This window comes from Microcoleus sp. PH2017_09_SFU_O_A, from assembly GCF_020738625.1.
Taxonomy (GTDB): Bacteria; Cyanobacteriota; Cyanobacteriia; order Cyanobacteriales; family Microcoleaceae; genus Microcoleus.
The window spans coordinates 66,315-90,015 of record NZ_JAEQCF010000009.1; the positions used below are offsets into that span (position 1 = coordinate 66,315).

Here is a 23,701-nt window from a genome sequence, read left to right on the forward strand (position 1 = left end):
GAAACCGCGTCTACAAAAACGAAGTCTGCCTCCGCAGACTGAAGAAAATAACGTAAATTTAACCACCCGTTTTTCAACCCGCGGAGGCGGGTTTTGCCTGTGTAGACGCGGTTTCAACCGCCGTCGGATCTATTCGCCGTCGGATCTATTCGCCGTCGGCTCTTAAAACGGAATCGGCTCTTAAAACGGAATCGGATCGTAATCGGGATTGTCAGCTTCGTTAGAGGAACCAGACTTGCGATCGGAGTCCGAAGACTGATGCGAGTTCCAATCCGAACTAGACGGGCGGTTAGCAGGGGCTGGAGCGCTGTTAGAACTGCGGCCTCGGGAACTCATGGGAACCACATTGCTCGGCACATTAGCCGGGGCGGTGTCGCGAATTTGAGCGGGTTCGGGGGCGGTTCTAGCTGCGGGTGCAGCGCTCATAGCATCGGCGCCGAGAGTGTAAATTCTTTGGGCTGTCAGTTCAGCGCGCTTTTCTTTGATACCATCTCTGTCGATCGTATTCATACCCAGCCGCCCTTCAATAATCACGCGATCGCCCTCGCGATATTTGTCGTGAATTTCTTGAGCTAAATTGCCCCATCCTATCACCTTCAAATGTTCTGGCGGATCTTCAGGTCTCGACCCTGGAAACTGCACCAGCATCTCAGCGATTTGAAGTTGATTGTCTGGAGTATAACGGAGTTGCGGTTGTTGAATTATTTCCGCCATTAAAATGCAGCTATTCATAACTTAAATGGGAATTGGGAATTGGGAATTGGGAATTGGGCATTGGGCAAAGAGGGAATTGGGCAAAGAGGGAATTAGTCATTGGGAAAGCGAGGGTTTGTAGTGAGGACTTTAGTCCTCTCTTTATATATGAATTAATAAGGACTAAAGTCCTTACTAAGAACTGAATTATCGTTGCATAACCGGACATAATATAATACCCGATTACCCATTACCGATTACCCATTCCCAATTCCCAATTCCCAATTCCCAATTACCCATTACCAAATTTATCTTGTCGAACCGCCTCTTCGCTTTGGGTCACAAAATCGTGAACGAGGGCGCGGTACTCTTTCAAAGTTTCAGATACCCAATCTCTGTCCTCGCTGTTGGCGAAGATATGAACGGTGGGTTCGCTAGCATCGGGCAAAACTAATACCCAATTGTCGTCGCTGTAGTTAAAAATCTTCACTCCATCTATTAATTCTAAACGATCGGGCGAATGAGTTTCTACCAAATGCCGCATGAGCGAACCTTTTACCGTCCAAGGACAGCGGACGCTGTAACTGCGGTGGGTGACGCGGGGAAGTTCCGCTTTGATCTGTCCGAGCGATCGCTCCTGAATCGTCATCATTTCTATCACTTTAGCAATGCAGAACATTCCGTCAAACCCCGGATGCAATTGCGGGAAAATAAAACCCATATTGCCGCTACCGCCCAAAACCACATTCGGGTTCCTGTTAGAGGCTTCCATCAATGCACTTGGGTTTGCCTTAGTGCGGATTACCTTGCTTTGATAGCGGCGGGCGATCGCCTCCACCGCAGAAGACGCATTCACCGGTACTACTACTGTACCTCTGGGATGGGAAGTCAGCATCAAATTTACCATCAGCGCCGTCAGCATTTCCCCACGAATCGCTATTCCCGACTCGTCTACCAAAATGAGCTGTTCGCCGTTCGCAGACACCTGCACGCCAAAATTAGCGCTGAGTGCTTTTACCACCCGGCCGAGTTGGTCGAGCAAATATTCCCGTTCTCCGTTGCTCAGAGAAGTCTGCTTGAGACTGGCATTGAGTACCACCGCATCACAGCCGAATTTGGCGAGCATTTGTGGCAGAATTGCTCCGGAAACCGCGTAAACGTAATCGATCACCACCTTAGAATTGCTGTAGCGAATTGCCTCAACATTCATCTGCCGCTCAAACATCCGGTTGTAAACGTCGAGTGCTTGGTTAAAGTACGACATATCTCCAATTTCGGGAATCAGAGCCCTGCGTAAATCTTCCTTAAAATAAGCGCCCTCGATTTTTTTCTCCGCAGCTTTAGTGATATTGATACCTTTGATATCGAAGAATTCAATTAAAATGTGGTCGGAGCGATCGGGCGAAATCCGAACGTGAATGCCGCCAGCAATTGAGATCGTAGACGAAACCGTGCGCGCGATCGGAATTGCCGTCGATTCCAAATTGACTACATTAATTCCCACCGACATCAAACCCGCAATCAAAGATCTCGAAACCATCCGCGAAATACTGCGCTGATCCCGAGAAACCGATACCGAAGCCCCTGGTTTCAAAGTTGAGCCGTAAGCCGCGCCCAATTTAACGGCAAATTCCGGGGTAATATCCACATTGGCCAGTCCTTGAACGCCCCGCTGGCCGAACAAATTCCGTTTAGCTTGTTCTCCCCAAATTAAATTTTGATTCAACAGAGCGCCGGATTCAATATTTTTGCTCGGCCAGACTCGCACGCTAGGGCCGACTTGCGCCTCTTCTCCGACAATGGACATTGAACCGACGACAGCACCTTCGAGGACGTGGGCGCGCCTGTCTACGCGGGTACTGCGGCAAATCACGCAGGCCCTGAGATGAGCATCTTCGCCGATAATTGCTCCATTCCAGACGATCGGACGTTTAATGTTAGCATCAGCCCCGACTGTCACATTATCTCCGATTACTGAACCCGCGTTAATTTTAACTCGGGCTCCAATTCGGCAATTGTTGCCGATCATGGCAGGTACTTCGACGATCGCGCTATCGTCAATAAAAGTATTTTGACCTACCCAAAGTCCCGATCGAACTTCGTCGTAGTAACTCAAATCCAGTTTGACCTTTCCCCGCAATGCGTCATACTGAGCTTCCCGGTAAACATCCAACTGGCCCACATCGCACCAGTAACCCTCCGCGATGTAACCGTACATCGGCTCGTTTTTTTCCAACAGCAGCGGAAACAAGTCTTTCGAGAAGTCGCACTCTTGATTTGCCGGCAGGTAGTCCAATACTTCCGGTTCTAAAATGTAAGTGCCGGTATTGACGGTATCGGAGAAAATTTCGCTGCTAGAAGGCTTTTCCAGAAAGCGACTGATCCGGTGATTTTCTTCCGTAATTACTACCCCGAATTCCATTGGGTTGGGAACGCGAGTTAAAATTAACGTAGCTTTGGATTTATTGCTGCGGTGAAATTTGATAGCTTCTGTCAAGTCGAAGTCTGTGATGCTATCGCCGCTGATGACCAGAAAAGTTCGATCGAGCAATTCCGCAATATTTTTGACACAACCAGCCGTACCCAGCGGTTGGTCTTCCTCCACAGCGTAGGTCATTTGAACGCCAAAGTCTGTCCCGTCGGTAAAATATTCGCGCATGACATCGGGAAGGTAGTGCAGCGTCGCAATAATTTCCGTAATATTATGCCTTTTTAGCAAATTGATAATGTGTTCTGCGATCGGGCGATTCAGAATCGGCACCATCGGTTTAGGTAAATCGCACGTCAGAGGTCTGAGCCTCGTTCCCGACCCCCCAGCCATCAGCACAGCACGCATAAACAATCCTCCTTACTTAGAAACCTCTCTACCGTTATTGTCCGCTAGAAAAAGCTTGCCTGCTGTAACCTGTGGGGTACTAACTATCAGTGTTAATTATCTTTGAGTTATCCCACGTCTCAGAAATCCAGGAAGGAGAAGCCGTCGCCCAACAGCCACCGATTTCAACTTTTGGGTGGAAGCTGAGAAAGGGCGCGATAGAACTCCAATTTGTAGGGAATGTTGCGTAAATCCTCAGAATCATCGACTTTTGCCAGAAGTCGTTTCTTGCATCTTGCACCCTGAAAGGTATCTGCTTGGCTTTTATAGCAACCGCAGCCGACGACTGGACTGTTCTTAATTGCTGAAACCCTTGCTGAATATTGCTTCTTGTTTTTTCCTTCCTCCCTCTTCCTTCCTCCCTCTTCCTTCCTCCCTCTTCCTTCTTCCTTCTTCCTTCTTCCTTCTTCCTTCTGCTATATTTTTCAGTCTGTGGCGATCGGGGATTTTCAAGTCTCTAGCTGAAGGTAGAATTACAAGGGCGTATCTCTGCACCAGAGCAGTTGAAAAATGATAGATTAAGAATAGCGATACAGGCTCGCTGACGAAAAATCCAATCACTCGCTTAGGGGGTTATTTAATGGAACCGTTAATTGGATTAGTGTTGCTAGTCGCTTACGGCGGCGGTATTTGGAAATTTTGGAATGGTTTCGATCGCACTAATTTCGACAGAAGTTTTGCAAATAAGCTGAAACTGTCGCTGCTGTGGCCCGCGTTAATTTTTAATAAGCCTTACCGTCAAAACTTTACAAAAGCACTCAAAGGCTCTAGAAGTTGACACTCTCCGCTCTAAAGAGACGGGGATTCTTTCATCACAGGGAGCCTAGTAGCTTTACCCTCTGAAAGCATCTTGACGGTATGCCCTACCGCTGCAAGCCCACGCTGGACTACTACCTGCGCTGCTGCTACATCTCTATCTGCTTCATATCCACACTCAGGACATTGATGAATTCTTAAGCTCAAAGGCTTCTTTCCTGTATGAGTCTGGCACTGAGGGCAGGTTTGAGATGTACCATTTTTATCTACCTTTAATAAAAATACATCTTTCTTGAAACAAACATATTCCAGAATAGATAGAAATTGTCCAAATCCCGCATCTAGAGTGTGCTTGCAGAGCATCCCTTTTGCCATTGCTTTGACATTCAAATCTTCAGCAAATATCATTCCTGCTTGATTACAGAGATGATGGGCGGTTTTGAAATGGAAATCCTTCCTACTGTCACTGATATGTTGATGGTATCTTGCTACTTTTTTTTGAGCTTTTTGCCAGTTTTTTGACCCGATTCTTTTGCGACTGACTACTTTTTGCAGCGATTTCAGCTTGCGTTGAGCATCCACAAAGAATTTAGGTCTGGCAACTAGTTCATTATCGGAGGTAGCGAGAAATTTCTCTAAACCTAGATCGATTCCTAGGGCATAGCCATGAGGCATGGTAGTAGGGATACTTACATCTAGAGCTAAAGCTAACATGGCAAAGTATCCAGAGGCTCTTTTAACTATTCTGATTTGCTTGACTACAAAACCATCAGGGATAGGTCTAGAATCTCTGAACTTAACTAAGCCAATACTGGGTAGGTTAATCCTATTCCCGATTACTACGGTTTGATTAGGAGTAGGGAACAGGAAACTTCTGATTCTGCCTTTCTTCTTAAACCTCGGAAAGCCAAAACCTGATTCCCACATAGAAGTAAAGGCTTTCTCTAATTGCTTGAGAACTTGCTGCAATACTTGGGAGTGGACAGTTTTTAGCTCTGAATTACTTTGTCTAGCGGTGGTCAAAGATTTGCACTGCACGGCAAAGTTTGGTCTAGGGCTATCAACGGGAATAATGTATTCGGATTTTAGGCTACAGGCGTTGATTGCACATGACCTTGAGTTGTACCAGTCTTTCCGCTCTCTAAGAGCATAATTCCACACCTTGCGACAGACTTCTAACCAGTGGTCAAAGGTCTGAGATTGGGATGAAGTGGGTTCTAGTTTGTACTCGTAGGTCATGTTTAGCATATCTCTATAATAGCTTATCTAGGGCTAAGATGGTAGATAGAAATGGAATAGTGCAATAATTAAAAAATTAAAGCCGTCCTAGAAGGACGGGGCTTTAGACCCAATTTCTTGGTAATTAAAGAATGTCTAAAAAGTCGGAACGCCCAGCAGCAGGTCAAGAGCAGACTTGGTTTGCCAAAGACAAATCAGATAGCTGGCAAGCTTTACTATCGCAGGTTGCATCTCGGTTCGATCGCGAATATCGAGGAGAAGCATTCGCCTTACCCGAAGAAGTCGAAGCAATGCCGATTTTCCTCGAATCAGTCGCCGGAACACTGCAACAAAAAACAGTTTCTCCCTTCTGGAAACTTGCCAAACCCCAAAAAAATCAGCGCTGTTTAGATATTGGCTGCGGAGTCAGCTTTCTGATCTATCCTTGGCGGGATTGGGAAGCCCTTTTTTACGGTCAAGAAATCAGCAGCGCCGCCCGAGATGCCTTAAACGCTCGCGGCCCTCAACTTAATTCCAAGCTATTTAAAGGCGTAGAATTGGCTCCCGCCCATCGCTTAAATTACGAAGAGGATCAATTTGACTTGTGCATCGCCACAGGCTTTAGTTGCTATTTTCCCATAGATTATTGGGCTATTGTCATGGCAGAAGTGAAGCGAGTATTAAAACCAGGCGGTCATTTTGTGTTTGATGTCCTCAATCCCAATGCACCTCTAGCAGAAGATTGGGCAATTCTGGAAACTTATCGAGCAGGCGAAGTATTCTTAGAGACAATAGAAGACTGGGAAAAAATGATTAAAGTGGCAGGCGCTAAAGTAGTAAAAAAACAAAACGGCGACTTATTCCAAATGTATAAAGTCCAATACAATTGAGAGGGCATGGGGCATGGGGCATGGGGCATGGGGAATTGGGTGAAGCGGAGGGATTGGCCTTCCCAGGGCATGGGGCATGGGGCATGGGGAATTGGTAATTGGGTGGGATTTTTTTAGGTCAGATCCAGTTAAAAATGTAGAGTGCGCCAGCAAATATAAATTGGTTTGCTAGGCAACAAATATTGCAACTGACGCACCCTACTGACTGATCGCCAATTACCAAATACCAATTCCCACCCAATTAACAATTAATTGGCCGTAGCAGGAGAAGGCGCAGGAGAAGGCGCAACTTCGGCGGCGGGAGAAGGCGTAGATTCCGGAGAAGGCGCAGCTTCTGGCGAGGGAGACACTTCAGCGGCGGGAGAAGGCGCAGCTTCTGGGGAGGGGGACACTTCAGCGGCGGGAGAAGGTGCAGCTTCTGGCTGCGGGGACTGTTCGGGGGCTGGTTTCGGTTGGGGAGAAGGAGATTGTTCGGGGGCTGGTTTCGGTTGAGGTGAGGGCGACGGTTTGGTTGCGGGTTTTGGTGAGGGCTGTGGCGACTGTTGGGCCCCTGGTTGCGGTTTGTTAGAGGGCGCCGGAGGCTTCTCAAACTGCGGTTTCACTTCCGCAGGGGCTGGTGACTGTTCGCCTGTCGGCTTGGGTGCTGTCGGGGCTGGCGCTAGCGGCTGCGGGCCTGTGGGCCTGGTTGGGGTTGTGGATGGGGTGACAGGAATGCCACTGCAAACTTTTTCGTCGTATTTAAACGCGACAGCCAACTGGTAAAGCTTGTGGGTGCTGGCTGCTTGAAATGTCAGATTAGGGTTAATAATCGCTGTTTTAGCCACAGTATCGAGAATACCGTAACCTGTGGGGACGATCGGCTTAGGCTCTGCCTTGAGCAAACCTTGAGGGCTGACAACTGCTCCGAAAACTGCCGTTCCTTCGAGTTTTTGCGAGCAAGCTTCTTTGGGATAAGCGACAGTCACAGGAGTCGGCCCCGTCATTTCCAAGTCGGGGTAAGCTCTTTTGAAGTCATTAAACAAAGCAACATAGGTATTAGCAGCAGCCAGCAATGTCTCTCTGTCCTTGGGTAAGTTTGAACCGGGAACTCCCTGCTGTTCTAGCTGTTGCTGTCCCTGGTCAAATTGTTGCCTCCTGATTCTTTCTTCGGGAGTTTCTGCGATGAGATTCCGTTTATTGGGATCTTTTTGAGTCAATTTCGGTACTCCATCGGGCCCTGAATTCCTCCCACCAATGGGGAATTCCGGGGTAAAGACTGGAGCTCCGTCTGGGAATAGCGGGAGTCCGCCTCTACTGGCTATAACCCTTTTGAGAGTCTCTGCCTCATCTTCGGAGGTGCCGCCAGGAAGCTGGGGTAATCCTGTTACTCCTGGTGGCGGTGGGGGGATATTACGATCGAAATTACCGGGTAATGGCGGGAAAATCAAACCGCTGGGAGGCCCTTGGGGGACGAAAGTTGGTGTTTTGAGAGAGGGGGGTTTGACCGTTGGAACTGAAGTTTGTGACTGCGGGGCGGCTGGGGCAGTTAATGGCGGGAGAGGGGGATCGAGAGGCGCAAAGAATCCAGGAGGTGGCATTCCCGGTGGCAGGGCGGGCAAGTTAACCGGTGGAGGGGGCAAAGGGGGAGCTAACTTGGGCGAGGTGGGAACGGGAACTGGTGCGATCGAAAACGGCTTATTGGACGATCGCGGTGGTATGGTTTGTGGCAGGCGGCCGGCTTCTGCGGGAGTTAGTTGTACGAATCCGACGGAACCGGGGATGTTTTTTGAGGAATTGCCACCACCATAGATGATGTTTGAGATTGTCGGGGCGCTTACTCCGAGCACTCCGTGAAGGCCGACAGAAGCTAGGGCTGCCCACCAAAAAGGCTGGCGCAGCGGTTCGGAAAGGGCGTTGGCTAGGGAGGATGAGTCAGTCATGACGATCGAGAATTGGTTATTGGTTATTGGTTATTTGTTACCGATATTTTTTTATGGGGAGCGGGTCAAAACTAAAAAATTTGCAATTTAAAGGTACAAGCATAGCACGATCGCCCTGGAAATTGCCCGATCGCTAGTGCCTTCTCACAAAAAAGACCGCTGCAATACCGTCATTTCCCGGCTGGCAAACTGCATTAATCGATTAAACACGATCGGCCGCTGCGATCGACCCCTGTTTCCAATTCGGTTACAGAAAGGAATTTGGACGGATGACTAAAAAGCTGACTGCATAAGTCTTTTTTCCTCTTCCCTCTTCCCTCTTCCTTCTTCCTTCTTTTTACCACCGATAGCGGTAAGTTTTAAAAGGAGCTCCCTCAACGCTCAGCAAGTCGATCGGATAAATTGGAGCGCCGCTTGCCATATATTGAAACATTTCCCGAACTTCCTCTCCGCGCAGCGACAACTGGTCTAACTCTTTAAGAGAATACCAACCAGCACACAAAGTAAACTCGTCCGGCTTGCTCTTGGGTGGCGTCTTATCTTCAGGACGAGCCACAAAAATCACCCTCAGGCGCACGTTGCCCCTAGGCATCACCGTATGCTCTACCCTGAGAATTCCCTCCACGATCACAGGAATGCCCGCTTCCTGGACAGTATTGCGCTGAGCAGCTTCAAGCAAAGTCTCGCCTTTTTCTACTCGCCCTGCTGGCAGATACCACTGCTGCTCGTACTTGCGCTCTTGTACCAGTAGAAAACGGTCTTCTAAGTGAACGACAACTAGGGTAAAATACAATGTTGGAATCGGCTCGCGAGCCATAGAAGTAGATATTCCCCAAGCAAAAAGTTTAACGAGCAAGAGATGTTAGCCATCCAAAGGATGCTTCGGCAAGCGTCTTTGAAGTTGAAAAATAGATCCTAGCACCCCGGCCGAAAAATCTAAAGTCTAAAATCTAAAATTGATAATGCCATTACCTACCGTGATTTTGCCAGGATATTTTGCTGCTGCTTCAGACTATCGGGAATTAGAAAAATCTTTGGTCGATCGCGGTTTCCCAACTGTAACAGTACCACTGGGCAAGGCAGATTGGTTGCCGACTTTTGGCGGGCGATCGATGGTGCCAATTTTGCGGAAGCTCGATCGCACGGTCAAACAAATGTTACAGCAATACGGCGTCTCTCAAGTAAATCTCATCGGTCATTCCGCAGGCGGCTGGATTTCTCGGATTTATTTAGGCGAAAAGCCTTATACAATTCACGGCGACGTGCGGTCGGATGCGGGTTTGTGGGAAGCTCACCCTTGGGTCAACACTTTAATTAGTTTAGGCACGCCACACGTCTCTCAAGAGCGCTGGACGCGCAAAAATCTAGATTTTGTCAAAATTCATTATCCCGGTGCTTTCCACCCGCAGGTGCGTTACGTCTGCGTTGCTGGGAAATCTGTTTTTGGTAAGCCTAGTTTTGGAACTTGGCTGGCCTATAAAAGTTACGAGTTGACTGTGGGGAAGGGCGAAACTTGGGGCGATGGAATTACGCCGATTGAAGCTGCTCTTTTGGATGGGGCCGAAAATTTGGTGCTGGAGGGTGTTTGGCATTCGCCTCGCTCTCCGGGGAGGTGGTATGGTTCGCTGGAGGTTTTGCCGAATTGGGTTGGGTATTTGTGTTAGAAACGAACCGCGAAGACGCGAAGGACACGAAGAAAGAAAGAAGAAGAAAATAGAAGGGTTCACCAACAATAATTGCCAATAATCGACAATCTCATAAACCCGCCCCCGACTTGAGAGTTATTCGATATTTCTATTAGACATTTGGCAAAAAGAGCTTCAAGAACAGGCAGGATGCCTGTTCCACAACAATTATGGGAGATATCTATTGAGTTTTTTCCCGCAAGCCATCAACCAAAAACTCATCATCGATCGATCGCCCGCAGCGGCAAACTCATCCCGGGAAATTAGATAACTCTCTATTTCCGACTCGGAAATCAGCCCTTGTTTGACCATTTGTAAAATCGGCCCGGAGTCCAGCAAAGGTTCAAAGGCTTGAATGCCGATGATATCGCTGTGGCTGACAACGGCTTCTAAATCGACGTTACCAAACTTAGCTTCTTTCAGAATGCGGCACAGGTTTCGCCCTACGCATAAATTACCGCCCCGAGAGGCCATCACCTGTTTGAATTTCTCCCGGACAATCTCGACTGACCAAGGTGGATTTGTCAGCCAAAATAGATCCGCATCGCTATCGATAATCACCAGTTTACCACTCGGTTTTAAGATGCGGAAGATTTCTCTGGCTGCTGCGACGGGATCTGGGAGGTGAACAAATAGCAAACGGGCGATCGCAAAATCAAATGTATTATCCTCTAAACCAGTATCTGCGATCGATGCTTGAATGCGATTCACGCGATCGCCTCCTTTGTCCTGCAAATATCCTAGAGCTTTCTCGTGCAATACCGGGTCGATTTCTACGGCTGTTAACAAACTGTTTGGCAGTAATTTTAAAAGTTGTTCGGTAAAAAATCCCGGCCCGCTACCCGCTTCTAAAACATTCATCCCGTCGGCTAAACCGAACCACTTTAAGGTGCGTGCTTCTTTTTCCCAACTGAGCACAACTTGAGCTTTTAATCGCTGGATTTCTGCGTCAAGTTCCAGATTGTACGTACTGGCTTGATACGAACTTTCTGCTGGCATAAAGTCTTCTTTCTTCCTGGAGTGATGCCCCGATTATAGTAGACCTCTTGCAAAATAGCTAGGAACGGGCAAGATGCCCGTTCCACAATTTTTTTTTCTGTGGAATGGGCATCTTGCCCGTTCCAAAATTTGATTAAAACGATTTTTGCAAGAGATCTAGTGTAGGGCAGGCACGCGGGAAATCGGATTATTGGAACCGATGTTCGGAGGCTCTACCTCTCTTATGGAGGGGCATCGGGTGCGATCGCCAAATTAAATCTAAATATCTAAGAGCTAATTTGACTGAGAACGATTATCATTGTATTATGAGTCAACCTACAATCACCGCCGTAGCGGGCCCGCCCGGAAGTGGCAAAACAACCTGGATTCGACAGCAGATAGCCGTCGAGACAGCACCCGTACTGTATTGGTGTCCCGGAACCGGCAATGTGCCGATCGACCAAACCTGCATCGCCGCCGAATTCCCCCAAATCACCATCCTGACAGACGGCCAAGAATCCGAGTTCGCGAAACACCTAAACAACGGCGTTTCAGCTTACATTGAACTGGGATTTTACCTACAATTAACATCAATAGAAAACCTGCTTCAAAGCTTCCCCAGTCGCCGATTCGCTGTCGTACCACCAGACATCAAAAACACCGAATGGCATCAATGGGCGGATGTAATTGTAGAGGGCATAGCCGTTAGCGGCGAACCGGAAAAACTATCAATTTGGCGCAGCCCCGCCAGCGGACAAGTCCTCGATCCAGCCAGCCTCGATCTCTTTTGGTATGAAGAAATGACTCAAGGAGCCTATGGCAAAATCCACCGAGCCAAAGGCATTTTTGACATAGCCGACGGGCGATGTTTTTACTTCGATTTCGCTGCCAAATTCCAAGAAACCGCCCACGAAGAATTGCCACTTCCCCGCTGGCTCGAAGGCCGCCCCCAAAGATTTAGCGGCATAGAAATAGTTGGCGAAAATCTCGATGAAACAGCATTAGGACAAACTCTAGAAGATTGCTGTCTCTCCGAAACAATTATGTTGAATTACCAACAACAAGTCAAAGAATCACTTTCATTAGGAGAAGAAGCAGAATGAAAATAGCAGTTATGTCCTGCATTCACGGCAACTATGAAGCCTTAAATGCAGTTTTATCAGACATTGACGAACAACAAGCCGATAAAATCTTTTGTCTCGGAGATTTAGTCGGCTACGGGCCCAATCCCCACGCCGTAGTAGAAATGATTCGATCGCTCGACATTCCCACTTGCGTCGGCTGTTGGGATGAAGATATCGTCGAAGGTTTGAACTCCTGCGAATGCAGCTATCCCTCAGCTTTAGCCGAAAAAAGAGGCAAATTAGCCCACGAATGGACTAACAATCAAATCTTCCCAGAAACGCGAGAATATTTAGCCACTTTGCCGCACAGTTTGCGAGAAGAAAATATGTGTTTTGTTCACGGTAGCCCTCACAGCAATCATGAATATTTACTGCCGACAATGGATGCTTTTTCTGCCTTAGAGCGGGTATTTTCGGCGGGTGCTGACGTGCTGTTTTGCGGTCACACTCATGTACCATATGTTCGCACTTTAGATGCTGGAAATATGCAGGTTAGAGTCAGCGGGCCGAGCATTGAAGGAGATAAAGATTTAAGTTTTACCGCTCCTTTAAAGCGGATTGTGAATGTTGGTTCCGTAGGAGAACCGCGCCACGGTAGACCGAATGCTACCTATGTGATTTATGATGTTGACGCGCAACAGGTGACATTGCGAGAAGTGGAATATGACTATCAAACTACTTGCGCTGCAATTATTGAAAAAGGCTTACCTCCGATTTTTGCTTGGCGTTTGGCTAGAGGTTTGGAATATGCCGAAAGAGCTGACGATCCGACTCATGTTTGTGAGAGGTAGATAAACTGTTGACAGTTAACTGTTGACAGTTCAATAAAGAGGTAGATTGTGATTTACCGTTGGGTGGGGGCGGGTTTATGAGATTGTTAGTTTTTGGCGATTATGGTTGGTAAAACCCGCCCCTACAAATTTTTGACATTGGTGTAAGATATCCGTTCAAAACAAACTCCGAAAAAAACCTTGAGAAATAGCAACAATTAAAATACATGAAAACCTGGGCAATATTAACAGGAATAGAAGGAAATCTGGCTGCTTATGAAGCTGTATTAGCTGACATAAAGCGCCTGAGAATTCGTGTTGACGAATTGTATATTTTAGGCGATTTAGTCGGCCCGAATCCCGATTGCGAAAAATTAGTGCAGCGAGCCCGATCGCCCAAACGAGGAGAAATCGCACCTCAAATCTGTATCGGGTGGTGGGAAGAACAGTGTTTTAACTTATATGGAATAGGTTCTAGCCCTGATGCGACAGAATTGCAACAAAAATACGGTGCTGAGACGATTAAGTTGCTCTGGGATTCTGTCAGCCGAAAAACTGTAGAGTGGTTGCGCTCTTTGAATTTTGGTTTTCATGAATTGGATTGTTTGTTGATTCATGGGAGTACCGTTAGCGCATCTGATGAGCTTACCCCGGAGACTCCGCCGCCTGTGATGCTCGATCGCGTAATCCGTGCTGATGCTAATAATTTGTTTTGCGGGCGATCGGGCTTAGCATTTGAGTATCAATTACAGCCAACTATTCTCAATAACTGGGTAATGACACTTGATTCTCAAGAGCCTCCTGCAACGGTGTCTGCAACTGCGCGAAGGGCGATCGGAGTCGGCAATGTGGGCCGCAAAGTTGGAGTAGCAACCTATACTCTCTATAATCCTGACAGCGATCGCGTCCAATTTAAGACAGTACATTATGGAGCAAAAAAAGGCTTCCAATGATACTGCATTAATTCTAGAGCTTGCGCGTAAAGAAACTTTCAGCTATCATAAGAATGATTATCATACTCGATCAGTGCGATCGCCCGTATCGGCTGGATTTCAGCTATGAAGTGCGACAAGGCATTTGCCTTGGGACGCCGAGTGGCGTTCCAAATTGACAGCAGGGCTTCTACAATTAATCAACGAGGAATAATGACTAATCTCGCTGTACAAACCCCAGATTTAATTTCCGATTTTCCCAAAAAAGGAATGCCAGTAACTATAATTACCGGATTTCTCGGCAGCGGAAAAACTACTTTACTCAATCAAATACTCAAAAACCGCCAAGATTTAAAAGTAGCAGTTTTAGTTAACGAATTTGGCGATATCAACATCGATTCGCAGCTTTTAATTTCTACCGAAGATGACATGGTAGAATTGAGCAACGGCTGTATTTGTTGTACCATCAACGAAGGCTTAGTCGATGCCGTCTACCGAGTTTTAGAACGGGAAGAACCCATCGACTGCATGGTGATTGAAACCACCGGAGTTGCCGATCCTCTACCGATCATATTGACATTTTTAGGCACTGAATTGCGGGATTTAACCAGTTTAGATTCTGTACTCACCGTAGTCGATAGCGAAACATTCACTCCCGAACATTTTGACAGCGAAGCAGCTTTAAAACAAGTGGCATTTGCAGATATTGTGCTGATGAACAAAACTGATTTAGCTCCTCAAGCAAAAGTAGAAGAGTTAGAAGCTTACATTCGCACAGTTAAGGAAGGAGCGAGAATTCTCCACTCTCAACACGGTGAAGTTCCTTTACCCTTAATTTTGGGTGTAGGTTTAACACAAGCCGATCTTTTTGATAGTGTTGAAGCAGAGGAAAAACACGAGCATCACGAACACCATCACGAACGGGATCATCATCACGAACATCATCACGAACATCACCATCACAGACATCACTCCAATCACTTAGACAATGACGGATTTGTTTCGCTATCATTTGAGAGCGATCGACCTTTTTATCTTCACAAATTCCAAGAATTCCTCACCGAAAAAATGCCCTTAGATGTATTTCGAGCAAAAGGCATTCTCTGGTTTGAAGACAGTCCGATGAGACACATTTTTCAACTTAGCGGCGCGCGCTATGAATTAAACGCTTACGAATGGTTGACTCCACCCAAAAATCAACTCGTAGTCATCGGCCGCAACTTAGATACTGCTCAAATTCGAGAACAACTTAACAGTTGCTTAGTTTAAGATTTCATCAATCTAAGTATCACGTCCAGGATTCTAGCCGACACATTTTACATTAGGTATCGACAATATTTAGTGTGGAACAGGCAGGATGCCTGTTCAAGACAATTTTTTGGGGAGATATCTATTTAATTTCGCCGTTAGTGGTTGCAATTTTTGCTGTTCACAAATCGTGTAAATACTAACGGCAAATTTTACATTTATATCGATAAAACTCATCCAAAAAAATCTCAATATTTTAATATTACATTTTGTAAATCTTGTTATAATCAGGTAGCAACCAAAAGTCAATACCGACTGTTAAACATTCTCACAAACTGCAAGCATGACTTTATCTACTCGCCCAGAACTGACTTCTCCAAATGGTGTAGTGTCATCAATTCCTACTCAATCTCAACCCCCTGTCTCAGATGAAGAAATGAGACAAGCAGTGCGTACATTGCTGCTAGGATTGGGAGAAGACCCAGACCGTGAAGGGTTACGAGATACACCGAAACGAGTTGTCAAAGCCTTGCAGTTTCTAACTGGAGGTTATCGTCAATCTCTCGACGAACTGCTCAACGGAGCGGTGTTCACAGAGAATGCTAACGAAATGGTATTAGTGCGGGACATTGATATTTTCAGTTCCTGCGAACATCACATCCTGCCAATTATTGGCAAAGCACACGTTGCTTACATTCCCAACGGCAAAGTAATTGGGCTGTCAAAAATCGCTCGAATTTGTGAAATGTACGGCCGCAGATTGCAAGTACAAGAACGCTTGACTGCACAAATTGCTGATGCACTTCAAGGATTGCTAAAACCTCAAGGTGTAGCAGTTGTAATTGAAGCAACTCATATGTGTATGGTAATGCGTGGCGTGCAAAAACCAGGTTCTTGGACTGCGACTTCAGCAATGCGTGGCGTGTTTGCTGAAGATTCCAGAACTCGTCAAGAATTTATGAGTTTAATCGCACACAAATCAAGTTTTCACTAGCTAGAATTGTCTGCGAAAACTTCCGTATTTGCAGGCTGAACAAAGAAAAGAGAGTCATATTAGATTACCATATTTCTCTCTTTTCCTTTCCTCCCTCTGCGCCCTCTGCGCCCTCTGCGGTAAAAAATCTTATCTAAACTGAAATGGAAATCACCAGTGTTACGCGATCGCAAATCGATTTAGCGGTAGTCGGGGCGGGGCCTCACGCTTTAACCCTGGTTACTCATTTGCTGCAAAAATGCCAGAAGAAGCGGGACAAATTTTGGGTTTTTGACCCCAGTGGTGGCTGGCTAACTCAGTGGGAGAGGCAGTTTGCGGCTTTGGAAATTCCACACTTGCGATCGCCTGCGGTGCACCATCCCGATCCCAATGCTTTTGAGTTGCGACGGTTTGCCGAATCTCGCCCTAACGAGTTGTTTGCGCCCTACGATTTGCCAGGAAGTCGGCTGTTTAAGGAATTTTGTGGCGATGTGGTTAAGAGATGGGAATTGGGCGATCGCGTCATCAAGGCAAAAATAACTCGGATTGAACCGTTGAAAGGGAATTTTCGGCTTTGGTTTGAGGATGGAGAAAGTGCGATTGCGCGTCGTGTGGCGATCGCCACAGGCGGCGGTAAACCCCAACTACCGGAGTGGACAAATCAAATTCAAACGCCCTATCCACCAGACAAACTTTGCCATTCCCATCAAGTTAATTTGCAGGGATTAAAGTTGCAGGGAGAAAGGATTTTAATCGTTGGGGGCGGTTTAACTAGCGGACATTTGGCAGTAGGTGCGATCGGGCGCGGTGCCCAAGTAATATTAATGTCAAGACGAAAGTTACAAGAAAAATTATTTGATGCCGAACCGGGTTGGTTAGGGCCCAAATATCTCAAAGGTTTTGAAAATGAACCAGACTGGGAGAAGCGGTGGGAGATGATTCAACAAGCTCGCAACGGCGGCTCTATGACTCCTGAAATTATGACACAATTGCGTCGAATTTCGCGGGATTCGTGTCTTGAATTTCACCCAGAATGTCAAATTATTGAGGTTAAATGGGATGACAATCAATGGACTGTTTACTGTCAGGATGGAAATCAGCTATTCGTTGATAGAATTTGGTTAGCAACAGGAACAAAATTAGATGTAACAGCCGAACCATTGCTGACAGAAATTTTAGAAGCTTATCCAACTAAAATAGTTAAAGGATTGCCTGTTTTGGACGAGTATTTGCGTTGGCCAGGATGCGAGTTATTTATTATGGGTGGTTTAGCCGCTTTGCAAGTAGGGCCGGTTGGTCGAAATCTTTCCGGTGCAAGGATGGCAAGTTCGCGCATTGTGCCAGCTTTAATTAAGTCTAGGGCTAGGGTTTCATTAGCTCAAATTGCTGGGTAATTCCTAATAAATATAGATTTGGGTGACGGAACTGCGATAATAATGATTATCATTCTCTATAAACTCCAGTTCCTATGTCATCCGCAAATAACGTCGAGTCCGCCCTTCCCACCGAGAATAATCAAAATCCCTCCCCGATCGCCATTCGTCCCCGCCGCCTGCGTCGCACCCCCGGTTTGCGTCGCATGGTACGGGAAAATCATCTGACAGTTGACGATCTCATCTATCCGATGTTTGTGATGGAAGGAGAAGGGCAAAAAGTTGAGATTGCTTCGATGCCTGGTTGTTATCGCTTTTCCCTGGATTTATTGCTAACAGAAATCGCCGAATGTTGGAATTTGGGGATATGTGCGATCGCCCTTTTCCCAGTAATCTCAGAAACCAAAAAAGACGACACCGGAACTGAAAGCTATAATCCAGAAGGATTGGTTCAACAAACAGTCAAAGCCATTAAACAAAACATCCCCGAAATAGTTGTAATTACCGACGTAGCCCTCGATCCTTTCACCACTCACGGACACGACGGTTTAGTTGATGAAAGCGGTAAAATTCTCAACGATCCGACTGTTGAAGTTTTGGTAAAAATGGCAGTTTCTCAAGCCGCCGCTGGTGCAGATATGGTAGCACCTTCCGACATGATGGACGGCAGAATTGGTGCAATTCGCAAAGCCTTAGATGCCGCAGGATACATCGATATGGCAATCCTGGCTTATTCCGCAAAATATGCCTCTGCTTATTATGGCCCGTTTCGGGATGCCCTCGATTCTGCCCCCAAATTTGGAGACAAAAAGACTTATCAAATGGATGCTGCTAATGCTAAAGAAGCGCTGAAAGAAGTTGCTTTGGATATCGCAGAAGGTGCAGATATTGTGATGGTAAAACCTGCTTTGGCTTATCTCGATATTATCTGCCAAGTGCGGGAAGCAACTAATTTACCTGTTGCTGCTTATAATGTCAGTGGCGAATATGCAATGATCAAAGCTGCTGGAAAGTTGGGTTGGATTGATGAAAATCGGATTATTTTGGAGACTTTGATGAGTATCAAACGGGCTGGTGCCGATTTGATTTTGACTTATTTTGCTAAGGAAGTTGCTTTGATGTTGAAATAAGGGAATTGTTTTAAGCGCTTTTAGGAACAGGCTCTCTGGCCTGTTCCACAAGAATTATGGGAGAATTACGATGGAAATATAATCAAATCTCCGATCGAGTGATCTGTGCGTAATATCAATTTGGATCGGAATGATTTAACCACAGAGAGCGCAGAGAGCGCAGAGGAGAGAGATGAATAATTTCGATGAAGTGCAGATTTTGGAACATAATCAACAGAACTGCGCTTTAGTGCAATTCTGGTTGCTGACTTCCACAACCACATTTGGCGGACAGATGCAGGACGGATGCCCGGTAATTACTCTATGGTAAGAAGATGACCGAGACGATTTGGGATTTGGGATACTTCGACCTCACTCAGTACAAATTTTGAATGAGAATTTCAGCAGTTTGAATCCCCTAGTTTCAACGCTTGTCACAAATCTAAAATCTAAAATCTAAAATCTAAAATCCAATGATGATGTTGTGCGGCAACGAATCAACTATGCCCCAGACTTTACCTCGATCGGACAAACGAACTTTTTTAGTCGTGGATGACCATGCGATGGTGTTAGACGGCACGCTTAATATTTTAAGGCAGGAGTATCCACAGGCAGATATTCTGACGGCTCCAACGGCTCAGGAAGCCCTTCAGCAAGTAGCACAGATCGTCCCGGATCTGGTGATTGTGGATTTGGTGATGCCAGAGGCGATCGGCGAAACTGCTCAGGCTAATTCAGGGCTTCAACTCCTGAAAACGCTGATGGAGCATTATCCGAGTTTGAATATTGTGGTGCAAAGCGCCCATGTTCGCACATTGGTTTGGCTGAAACCGTCGATCGACAATCATATGGGCGGATTCACGGTTGTTGATAAAAGCCAGCCTGTGAAAGACTTGCTGGCGATGGTCAATTGGGCGCTGGATGAGCGAATTTATACTCCTAGAGAGATCCGCAATGGGCTGCAACTCAAACCTGCTTGGATGCAGGTATTGCAATTTGCTTTTCAAGATAGCTTACAGGATACTGCGATCGCCAAACGGATGAATGTTTGTGAACGCACTGTGCAATATTACTGGATTAAGATTCGAGATGTGCTAGAAGTGTATCCCGAAAAAGATAAAAATCTGCGGATTCAAACGGAAGTGCGGGCTAGGGAAGCAGGACTTATTGATTGACAGTTGACAGTTGACAGTTGACAGTTGACAGTTGACAGTGGGGGAACTACTGACTACTGACCAATAATTTCAAAGGTGGTACAAGCCCCCGGATTTATCCGTGGAATCAATCCAAAATCTAAAATCTAAAATCTAAAATCGATTGACTGTTTGGAGATTTAAACAATACCGATACAACTGGAAACGATATGAAGCCTGATCGATCGCAAGCAGTGAAAGCAGATATCTCGACTTGGTGGCGAGGATCGCTTCCAGGGTTGATGGTGATTGTCGCTGTGATGATGGCTAGATTGACGGGTGCGCTTCAGTTTGTGGAGTTGGTGGCGTTCGATCGATTTTTGCTGCTGCGTCCTCCTGAGCCAATGGATGAACGGATTATAATCGTCGGCATTACGGAGGAAGATATTAAACGCGCCAAAACTTATCCGATTCCCGATCGCGAAATTGCCGATTTACTCAAACGATTGCAGACTTATGAACCGATCGCGATCGGGCTGGATATTGTCCGCGATATTCCGGTTGAACCGGGCCACGCTGAACTAGCATCGGTGTTTCGTAACAGCAAGAATGCGATCGGAGTGGAGATTGCTTTGCCCGATCGCAATGGCTTTATCGTCGCACCTCCACCCGCACTGCGATCGGAACAAATTGGCTTTGCAGATTTCGTCCTCGATGGGGATGGCTATCAGCGCCGCAGTTTATTGGGCACTTACAACGATCGCCAAGAATACCGTTTTTCCTTCGCAATCCGTCTGGCTGAGCGCTATTTAGCAAACCGAGGAATTAAGGCAGGTAATGGAATTCGCGATCGAGAGGCGATGCGATTTGGCAATATTGAATTGACCAGAATGCGGCCCAATTCTGGCGGATATGTGGGGGCGGATGCAGGCGGTAATCAGATTTTGCTGAATGTTCGCAGCGGTTTGGCACCTTTTCGAGTCATTTCTCTAGCACAAATCAAGGCGGGAAAAGTAGATCCAAACTGGATTCGAGGCAAGATTGTGCTGATTGGGATGATGTCTTTTAGTGCAAAGGATTTGGCAAGTTCAGGTGCGATCGCAGGTATCAATCCCGGACGGATTTACGGAGTGGAAATGCAAGCCCACGAAACCAGCCAGATTATTAGCGCGGTGCTCGATCGCAGACCGTTGATTCAGGTTTGGGGAGATGACTGGGAAACTCTCTGGATTGGGGTCTGGGGACTCTTGGGGATGAGTTTGGGGCGATTTCTGCGATCGCCGTGGAAAATTTTGTTGGGGCTCTTAATCGCCAGTATTAGCTCGATCGCGATTTGTTACGGATTAATTTTGATGGGGTGGTGGATGCCGATCGTACCTGTGTTCCTGATTTTGGTGCTAAATGGGGCTGGCCGGGCGGCGGCACTCTTCTATCGCCACCAGCAGGAATTGCGACTGCGGTTGGAAGAACGTCAATTTGCGATCGAGCAAACTTTTAATGCGATTCATAGCGGGCCTTTACAAACATTGGTAGTGATTTTGAGAACTGCTCAGGAGCAAGATCCACCCCCATCATTTTTAACGGATTTGCAACGCCTGAATCAAGAATTACGGGAAGTTTACGGATCGGTGCAGCGAGATGCGATCGCCGATGAACCGCATTTGCGAATGGGAAGTGCGATCGAATTAGCCCTGCAAGCCCCGTTGCATGAATTGCTCTACAAAGTCTATTCCAACACCCTCGAACAAGAACTGCCCTACCTCCAAACGATCAAATTCAAAATAGTGCAGTTCGATCCTTTGAACACCGAACATCTGCGGTTGGAACACAAACGAGGACTCTGCCGCTTTCTCGAAGAAGCGCTTTGCAATGTCGGCAAACACGCGATTGAAACCACTCGGTTGACAGTAATTTGCACTCAAGAAGGCGATCGGCAAGTAATTCGGGTGGTAGATAATGGCAATGGGAAACTGTCTGAAATAGAAGCGACAATTCAAGATTCAAACACTAACATTCAATCTTCAGGATTAGGAACGCAATTGGCAAACAATTTAGCTAAACAATTAGGTGGAACGTTTCGGCGCTATCAAAATGTACCGAAGGGAACCGTGTGCGAGTTAAGTTGGTCAGCCAAACGGCGGTGGTTCTGGTGATTTTCGAGAAGCGATCGTGGGTGCGGGTCTTCAAAATCTAGGATAGATCGCTTGCTGGAGGATGCAACCCCGTTTGAATCCAAAATCGTCTGGTTGCTCGGATAGAATCATCATCTGGATAGCGTGTATCGTTTAAATCAAGGCGGATGCAGGTTGCTCGACCGATGGGTGTAATCCCTTGAATCACAACTCCGTTGTCTAGCCAAACAAAATGTTCCTCCCACTTCTGCTGACGAGGATTGAAAATAGGGACAATTTCCTGGGTTTCTGGATCGACTCCAGCCACAAAGTTATACCGTCTTTCATTACAACGACGACAGGCAAGTGCAAGATTATCTATTTCGTCAGGCCCACCCAGAGATTTTGGGATAATGTGATCAAATGTGAACCGATTTGCGCTCAGACGTTCTGGCGAATGACAGTATTCACACAAATAGCTGGCTCTTTTGCGTATGGCTTGTTTGGCTACATCACTGATTGGCATTTTGGGCAGCAAGCATAGCGTTGATATAGGTAAAAATTCGATCTAACTCTCCGATCGCGTCTAGTTCTGTAACTTCATCTGGAGTGAGTTGATCCGCCTTCTTTTTTTCTAGCAGGCTTTCCATTCGGAGTTGAAGAGATTCAGTGAATTTGAATAGCGTCCAATCTCCCACCTTTTCAATCTGAATTTCATGAATGAGTGAGGACGGCTTACTGAGAGTCGTAATCATGTTTGCTTCTGCCAGAAGGGAGTGGAAAGACATTGAAAATCTGCGCTTTAACGAGATTATAGCTTGATATGAAGGGGCGATCGCGCTTTAACAATGCTTTGCACCTTCCCGCAAGTCTTGTTTGCGGGCAGTCCTCTATTATGTTTGTGTATTGTCGATTACCGTAGAAAATAGTTACAGAGAGGATTCAGATGATGACTCACGGATTGAAGCGTCGAACCATTTACTCTGCGGGAATTGCGAGTTTAATCCTGAGTGTTTCGTTCTGGATTCCGATCGCAGCCCTGGCAAAATATACTCCTCCTCCAAACCCTTCTAAACCGAAAGAAACGGGCACGAATACCACTCGCGGCGGCAGTTGTGAAGGTGATTCAGCGGCGGTATTAACTGCCTTAGTGCCGTTTAGCCATATGGGACAGACGATTTCTGGGCATCCGACTTTTACCTGGTTTGTACCCGATCGCACTTCTCGTCCGTTGCAATTGAGGCTGTTTACTCGATCGGGCCAACTACTCTACAGAACCGAGATGGAGAGTCAGCCAGGAATCATGTCCGTTGCTTTGCCGGCAAATCTGCCTCCACTGTCGATCGGGCAATCCTATCAGTGGGGCGTTGCTGTGCGATCGGAATGTTCCTTCGCGGAATGTGGTGGCGACGGCAGAAATCCAAGTGGTGCAGCCTGCTGAATCGTTGCAAACTCAACTTGCAGCCGCGCCAACTCCCCAACAGCGGATCGACTTGTATGCCAAGGCTGGGCTGTGGTATGACGCGATCGCCGAAGCGCGCAAAGCCTCTGAGACTTCTCAAAATCAAGCGGCTGTGCTGGAATTGCTAGATTCTCTGGCTAATTCGGAAGCCCAACCTTTGAAAGATTGGAGCGATCGATTGAAGCAAATAAGAGCGATCGAACAACAACGCCAACTCCCGCAACCCAAACCCTAAAATCCCATGCAGCCTTTCTCGCTAAAACTGTTTAAATTCAATTGTGAGGTGCGATCGGGCTTCCTGTTTCCCCTCGCCTTTTGCTTTTTATCTGTTGTTTTTTACATTCCTCCGCATTTTTCACCAAAAAACGAGCGAGAAGCCCCTGGCTTTAGACATGGGGAGGAAAGCGGCTGCGACTTCAGTCGCCTTGAATTAAACTCCATAGGAATAGCCA

Annotated in this window: 23 protein-coding genes and 1 pseudogene; 15 read left to right on the plus strand and 9 right to left on the minus strand. The window is 46.7% G+C overall.

The features are described from left to right. Window positions 1–180: 180 nt before the first annotated feature. Window positions 181–732, minus strand: coding sequence for a single-stranded DNA-binding protein (locus tag JGK16_RS06265; protein ID WP_293189923.1), 552 nt, complete (start codon window positions 730–732; stop codon window positions 181–183). A gap of 253 nt (window positions 733–985) precedes the next feature. Beyond that, on the minus strand, window positions 986–3,529 hold the full coding sequence (locus JGK16_RS06270) for a mannose-1-phosphate guanyltransferase (RefSeq protein WP_293189925.1): 2,544 nt from the start codon (window positions 3,527–3,529) through the stop codon (window positions 986–988). Window positions 3,530–3,618: 89 nt separating this feature from the next. On the opposite strand from JGK16_RS06270, the gene JGK16_RS06275 reads away from it, so the two are divergent. Continuing rightward, window positions 3,619–3,759, plus strand: a complete 141-nt coding sequence (locus JGK16_RS06275; protein ID WP_293183483.1) for a hypothetical protein — start codon at window positions 3,619–3,621, stop codon at window positions 3,757–3,759. A gap of 106 nt (window positions 3,760–3,865) precedes the next feature. On the opposite strand, the gene JGK16_RS06280 is transcribed toward JGK16_RS06275, so the two are convergent. Further along, window positions 3,866–4,129: a hypothetical protein gene (locus tag JGK16_RS06280; protein ID WP_293189927.1), complete on the minus strand. Its 264-nt coding sequence runs from the start codon at window positions 4,127–4,129 to the stop codon at window positions 3,866–3,868. Between the two features lie 19 nt (window positions 4,130–4,148). On the opposite strand from JGK16_RS06280, the gene JGK16_RS06285 reads away from it, so the two are divergent. After that, window positions 4,149–4,346 carry a hypothetical protein gene (locus JGK16_RS06285; RefSeq protein ID WP_293149854.1) on the plus strand — a complete coding sequence of 66 codons (198 nt, stop codon included), beginning with the start codon at window positions 4,149–4,151 and terminating at the stop codon, window positions 4,344–4,346. Window positions 4,347–4,357: 11 nt separating this feature from the next. Here JGK16_RS06285 and JGK16_RS06290 read toward each other — a convergent pair whose 3' ends face one another. Further along, a complete protein-coding gene (locus JGK16_RS06290) occupies window positions 4,358–5,572 on the minus strand; it encodes a transposase (protein WP_293183487.1) in 1,215 nt (404 codons plus the stop codon). A gap of 122 nt (window positions 5,573–5,694) precedes the next feature. On the opposite strand from JGK16_RS06290, the gene JGK16_RS06295 reads away from it, so the two are divergent. Continuing rightward, complete coding sequence (locus JGK16_RS06295; RefSeq protein WP_293183489.1) at window positions 5,695–6,432, plus strand: class I SAM-dependent methyltransferase; 738 nt, start codon at window positions 5,695–5,697, stop codon at window positions 6,430–6,432. 248 nt (window positions 6,433–6,680) lie between these two features. Here JGK16_RS06295 and JGK16_RS06300 read toward each other — a convergent pair whose 3' ends face one another. Beyond that, window positions 6,681–8,351 carry a hypothetical protein gene (locus tag JGK16_RS06300; protein ID WP_293183491.1) on the minus strand — a complete coding sequence of 557 codons (1,671 nt, stop codon included), beginning with the start codon at window positions 8,349–8,351 and terminating at the stop codon, window positions 6,681–6,683. 337 nt (window positions 8,352–8,688) lie between these two features. Then, window positions 8,689–9,168: an NUDIX domain-containing protein gene (locus tag JGK16_RS06305; protein WP_293149848.1), complete on the minus strand. Its 480-nt coding sequence runs from the start codon at window positions 9,166–9,168 to the stop codon at window positions 8,689–8,691. Window positions 9,169–9,313: 145 nt separating this feature from the next. On the opposite strand from JGK16_RS06305, the gene JGK16_RS06310 reads away from it, so the two are divergent. Then, window positions 9,314–10,015 (plus strand): alpha/beta hydrolase, encoded by a 702-nt coding sequence (locus tag JGK16_RS06310; protein ID WP_293183493.1) that lies wholly within the window; start codon window positions 9,314–9,316, stop codon window positions 10,013–10,015. Window positions 10,016–10,204: 189 nt separating this feature from the next. On the opposite strand, the gene JGK16_RS06315 is transcribed toward JGK16_RS06310, so the two are convergent. Next, complete coding sequence (locus JGK16_RS06315) at window positions 10,205–11,035, minus strand: class I SAM-dependent methyltransferase (protein WP_293183495.1); 831 nt, start codon at window positions 11,033–11,035, stop codon at window positions 10,205–10,207. 305 nt (window positions 11,036–11,340) lie between these two features. Here JGK16_RS06315 and JGK16_RS06320 point away from each other — a divergent pair, with 305 nt between their 5' ends. The 10 genes from JGK16_RS06320 to JGK16_RS06365 all read left to right on the plus strand — a co-directional run bounded on the left by JGK16_RS06320 (window position 11,341) and on the right by JGK16_RS06365 (window position 21,829). Next, on the plus strand, window positions 11,341–12,117 hold the full coding sequence (locus tag JGK16_RS06320; RefSeq protein ID WP_293189929.1) for a GTP-binding protein: 777 nt from the start codon (window positions 11,341–11,343) through the stop codon (window positions 12,115–12,117). Then, window positions 12,114–12,929: a metallophosphoesterase family protein gene (locus JGK16_RS06325; RefSeq protein WP_293189931.1), complete on the plus strand. Its 816-nt coding sequence runs from the start codon at window positions 12,114–12,116 to the stop codon at window positions 12,927–12,929. The genes JGK16_RS06320 and JGK16_RS06325 overlap by 4 nt, the downstream gene beginning before the upstream one ends. A gap of 206 nt (window positions 12,930–13,135) precedes the next feature. Next, window positions 13,136–13,861 carry a metallophosphoesterase family protein gene (locus tag JGK16_RS06330; RefSeq protein WP_293189933.1) on the plus strand — a complete coding sequence of 242 codons (726 nt, stop codon included), beginning with the start codon at window positions 13,136–13,138 and terminating at the stop codon, window positions 13,859–13,861. A gap of 192 nt (window positions 13,862–14,053) precedes the next feature. Then, window positions 14,054–15,109, plus strand: coding sequence for a GTP-binding protein (locus tag JGK16_RS06335; RefSeq protein ID WP_293189935.1), 1,056 nt, complete (start codon window positions 14,054–14,056; stop codon window positions 15,107–15,109). A 322-nt stretch (window positions 15,110–15,431) separates the two neighbouring features. Beyond that, window positions 15,432–16,082 (plus strand): GTP cyclohydrolase I FolE, encoded by a 651-nt coding sequence (gene folE / locus JGK16_RS06340; RefSeq protein ID WP_293153275.1) that lies wholly within the window; start codon window positions 15,432–15,434, stop codon window positions 16,080–16,082. 143 nt (window positions 16,083–16,225) lie between these two features. After that, window positions 16,226–17,455, plus strand: a complete 1,230-nt coding sequence (locus tag JGK16_RS06345; protein WP_293189937.1) for an FAD/NAD(P)-binding protein — start codon at window positions 16,226–16,228, stop codon at window positions 17,453–17,455. A gap of 74 nt (window positions 17,456–17,529) precedes the next feature. Continuing rightward, on the plus strand, window positions 17,530–18,564 hold the full coding sequence (gene hemB / locus JGK16_RS06350; protein WP_293189939.1) for a porphobilinogen synthase: 1,035 nt from the start codon (window positions 17,530–17,532) through the stop codon (window positions 18,562–18,564). Window positions 18,565–18,736: 172 nt separating this feature from the next. Next, window positions 18,737–18,874, plus strand: coding sequence for a hypothetical protein (locus JGK16_RS06355; RefSeq protein WP_293183511.1), 138 nt, complete (start codon window positions 18,737–18,739; stop codon window positions 18,872–18,874). A gap of 142 nt (window positions 18,875–19,016) precedes the next feature. Then, window positions 19,017–19,718 (plus strand): response regulator transcription factor, encoded by a 702-nt coding sequence (locus tag JGK16_RS06360; protein ID WP_293202881.1) that lies wholly within the window; start codon window positions 19,017–19,019, stop codon window positions 19,716–19,718. Window positions 19,719–19,906: 188 nt separating this feature from the next. After that, the gene (locus tag JGK16_RS06365) at window positions 19,907–21,829 is read left to right on the plus strand and encodes a CHASE2 domain-containing protein (protein WP_293183515.1); all 1,923 of its coding nucleotides are present in this window, start codon (window positions 19,907–19,909) and stop codon (window positions 21,827–21,829) included. Window positions 21,830–21,866: 37 nt separating this feature from the next. Here JGK16_RS06365 and JGK16_RS06370 read toward each other — a convergent pair whose 3' ends face one another. Then, window positions 21,867–22,313 (minus strand): HNH endonuclease, encoded by a 447-nt coding sequence (locus JGK16_RS06370; protein WP_293183517.1) that lies wholly within the window; start codon window positions 22,311–22,313, stop codon window positions 21,867–21,869. Next, a complete protein-coding gene (locus tag JGK16_RS06375) occupies window positions 22,300–22,575 on the minus strand; it encodes a hypothetical protein (RefSeq protein ID WP_366034572.1) in 276 nt (91 codons plus the stop codon). Before JGK16_RS06375 ends, JGK16_RS06370 begins: the two co-directional genes overlap by 14 nt. Before the next feature lie 161 nt (window positions 22,576–22,736). On the opposite strand from JGK16_RS06375, the pseudogene JGK16_RS06380 reads away from it, so the two are divergent. After that, window positions 22,737–23,484 (plus strand): annotated as a pseudogene (locus tag JGK16_RS06380) (DUF928 domain-containing protein). Window positions 23,485–23,701 lie beyond the last annotated feature (217 nt).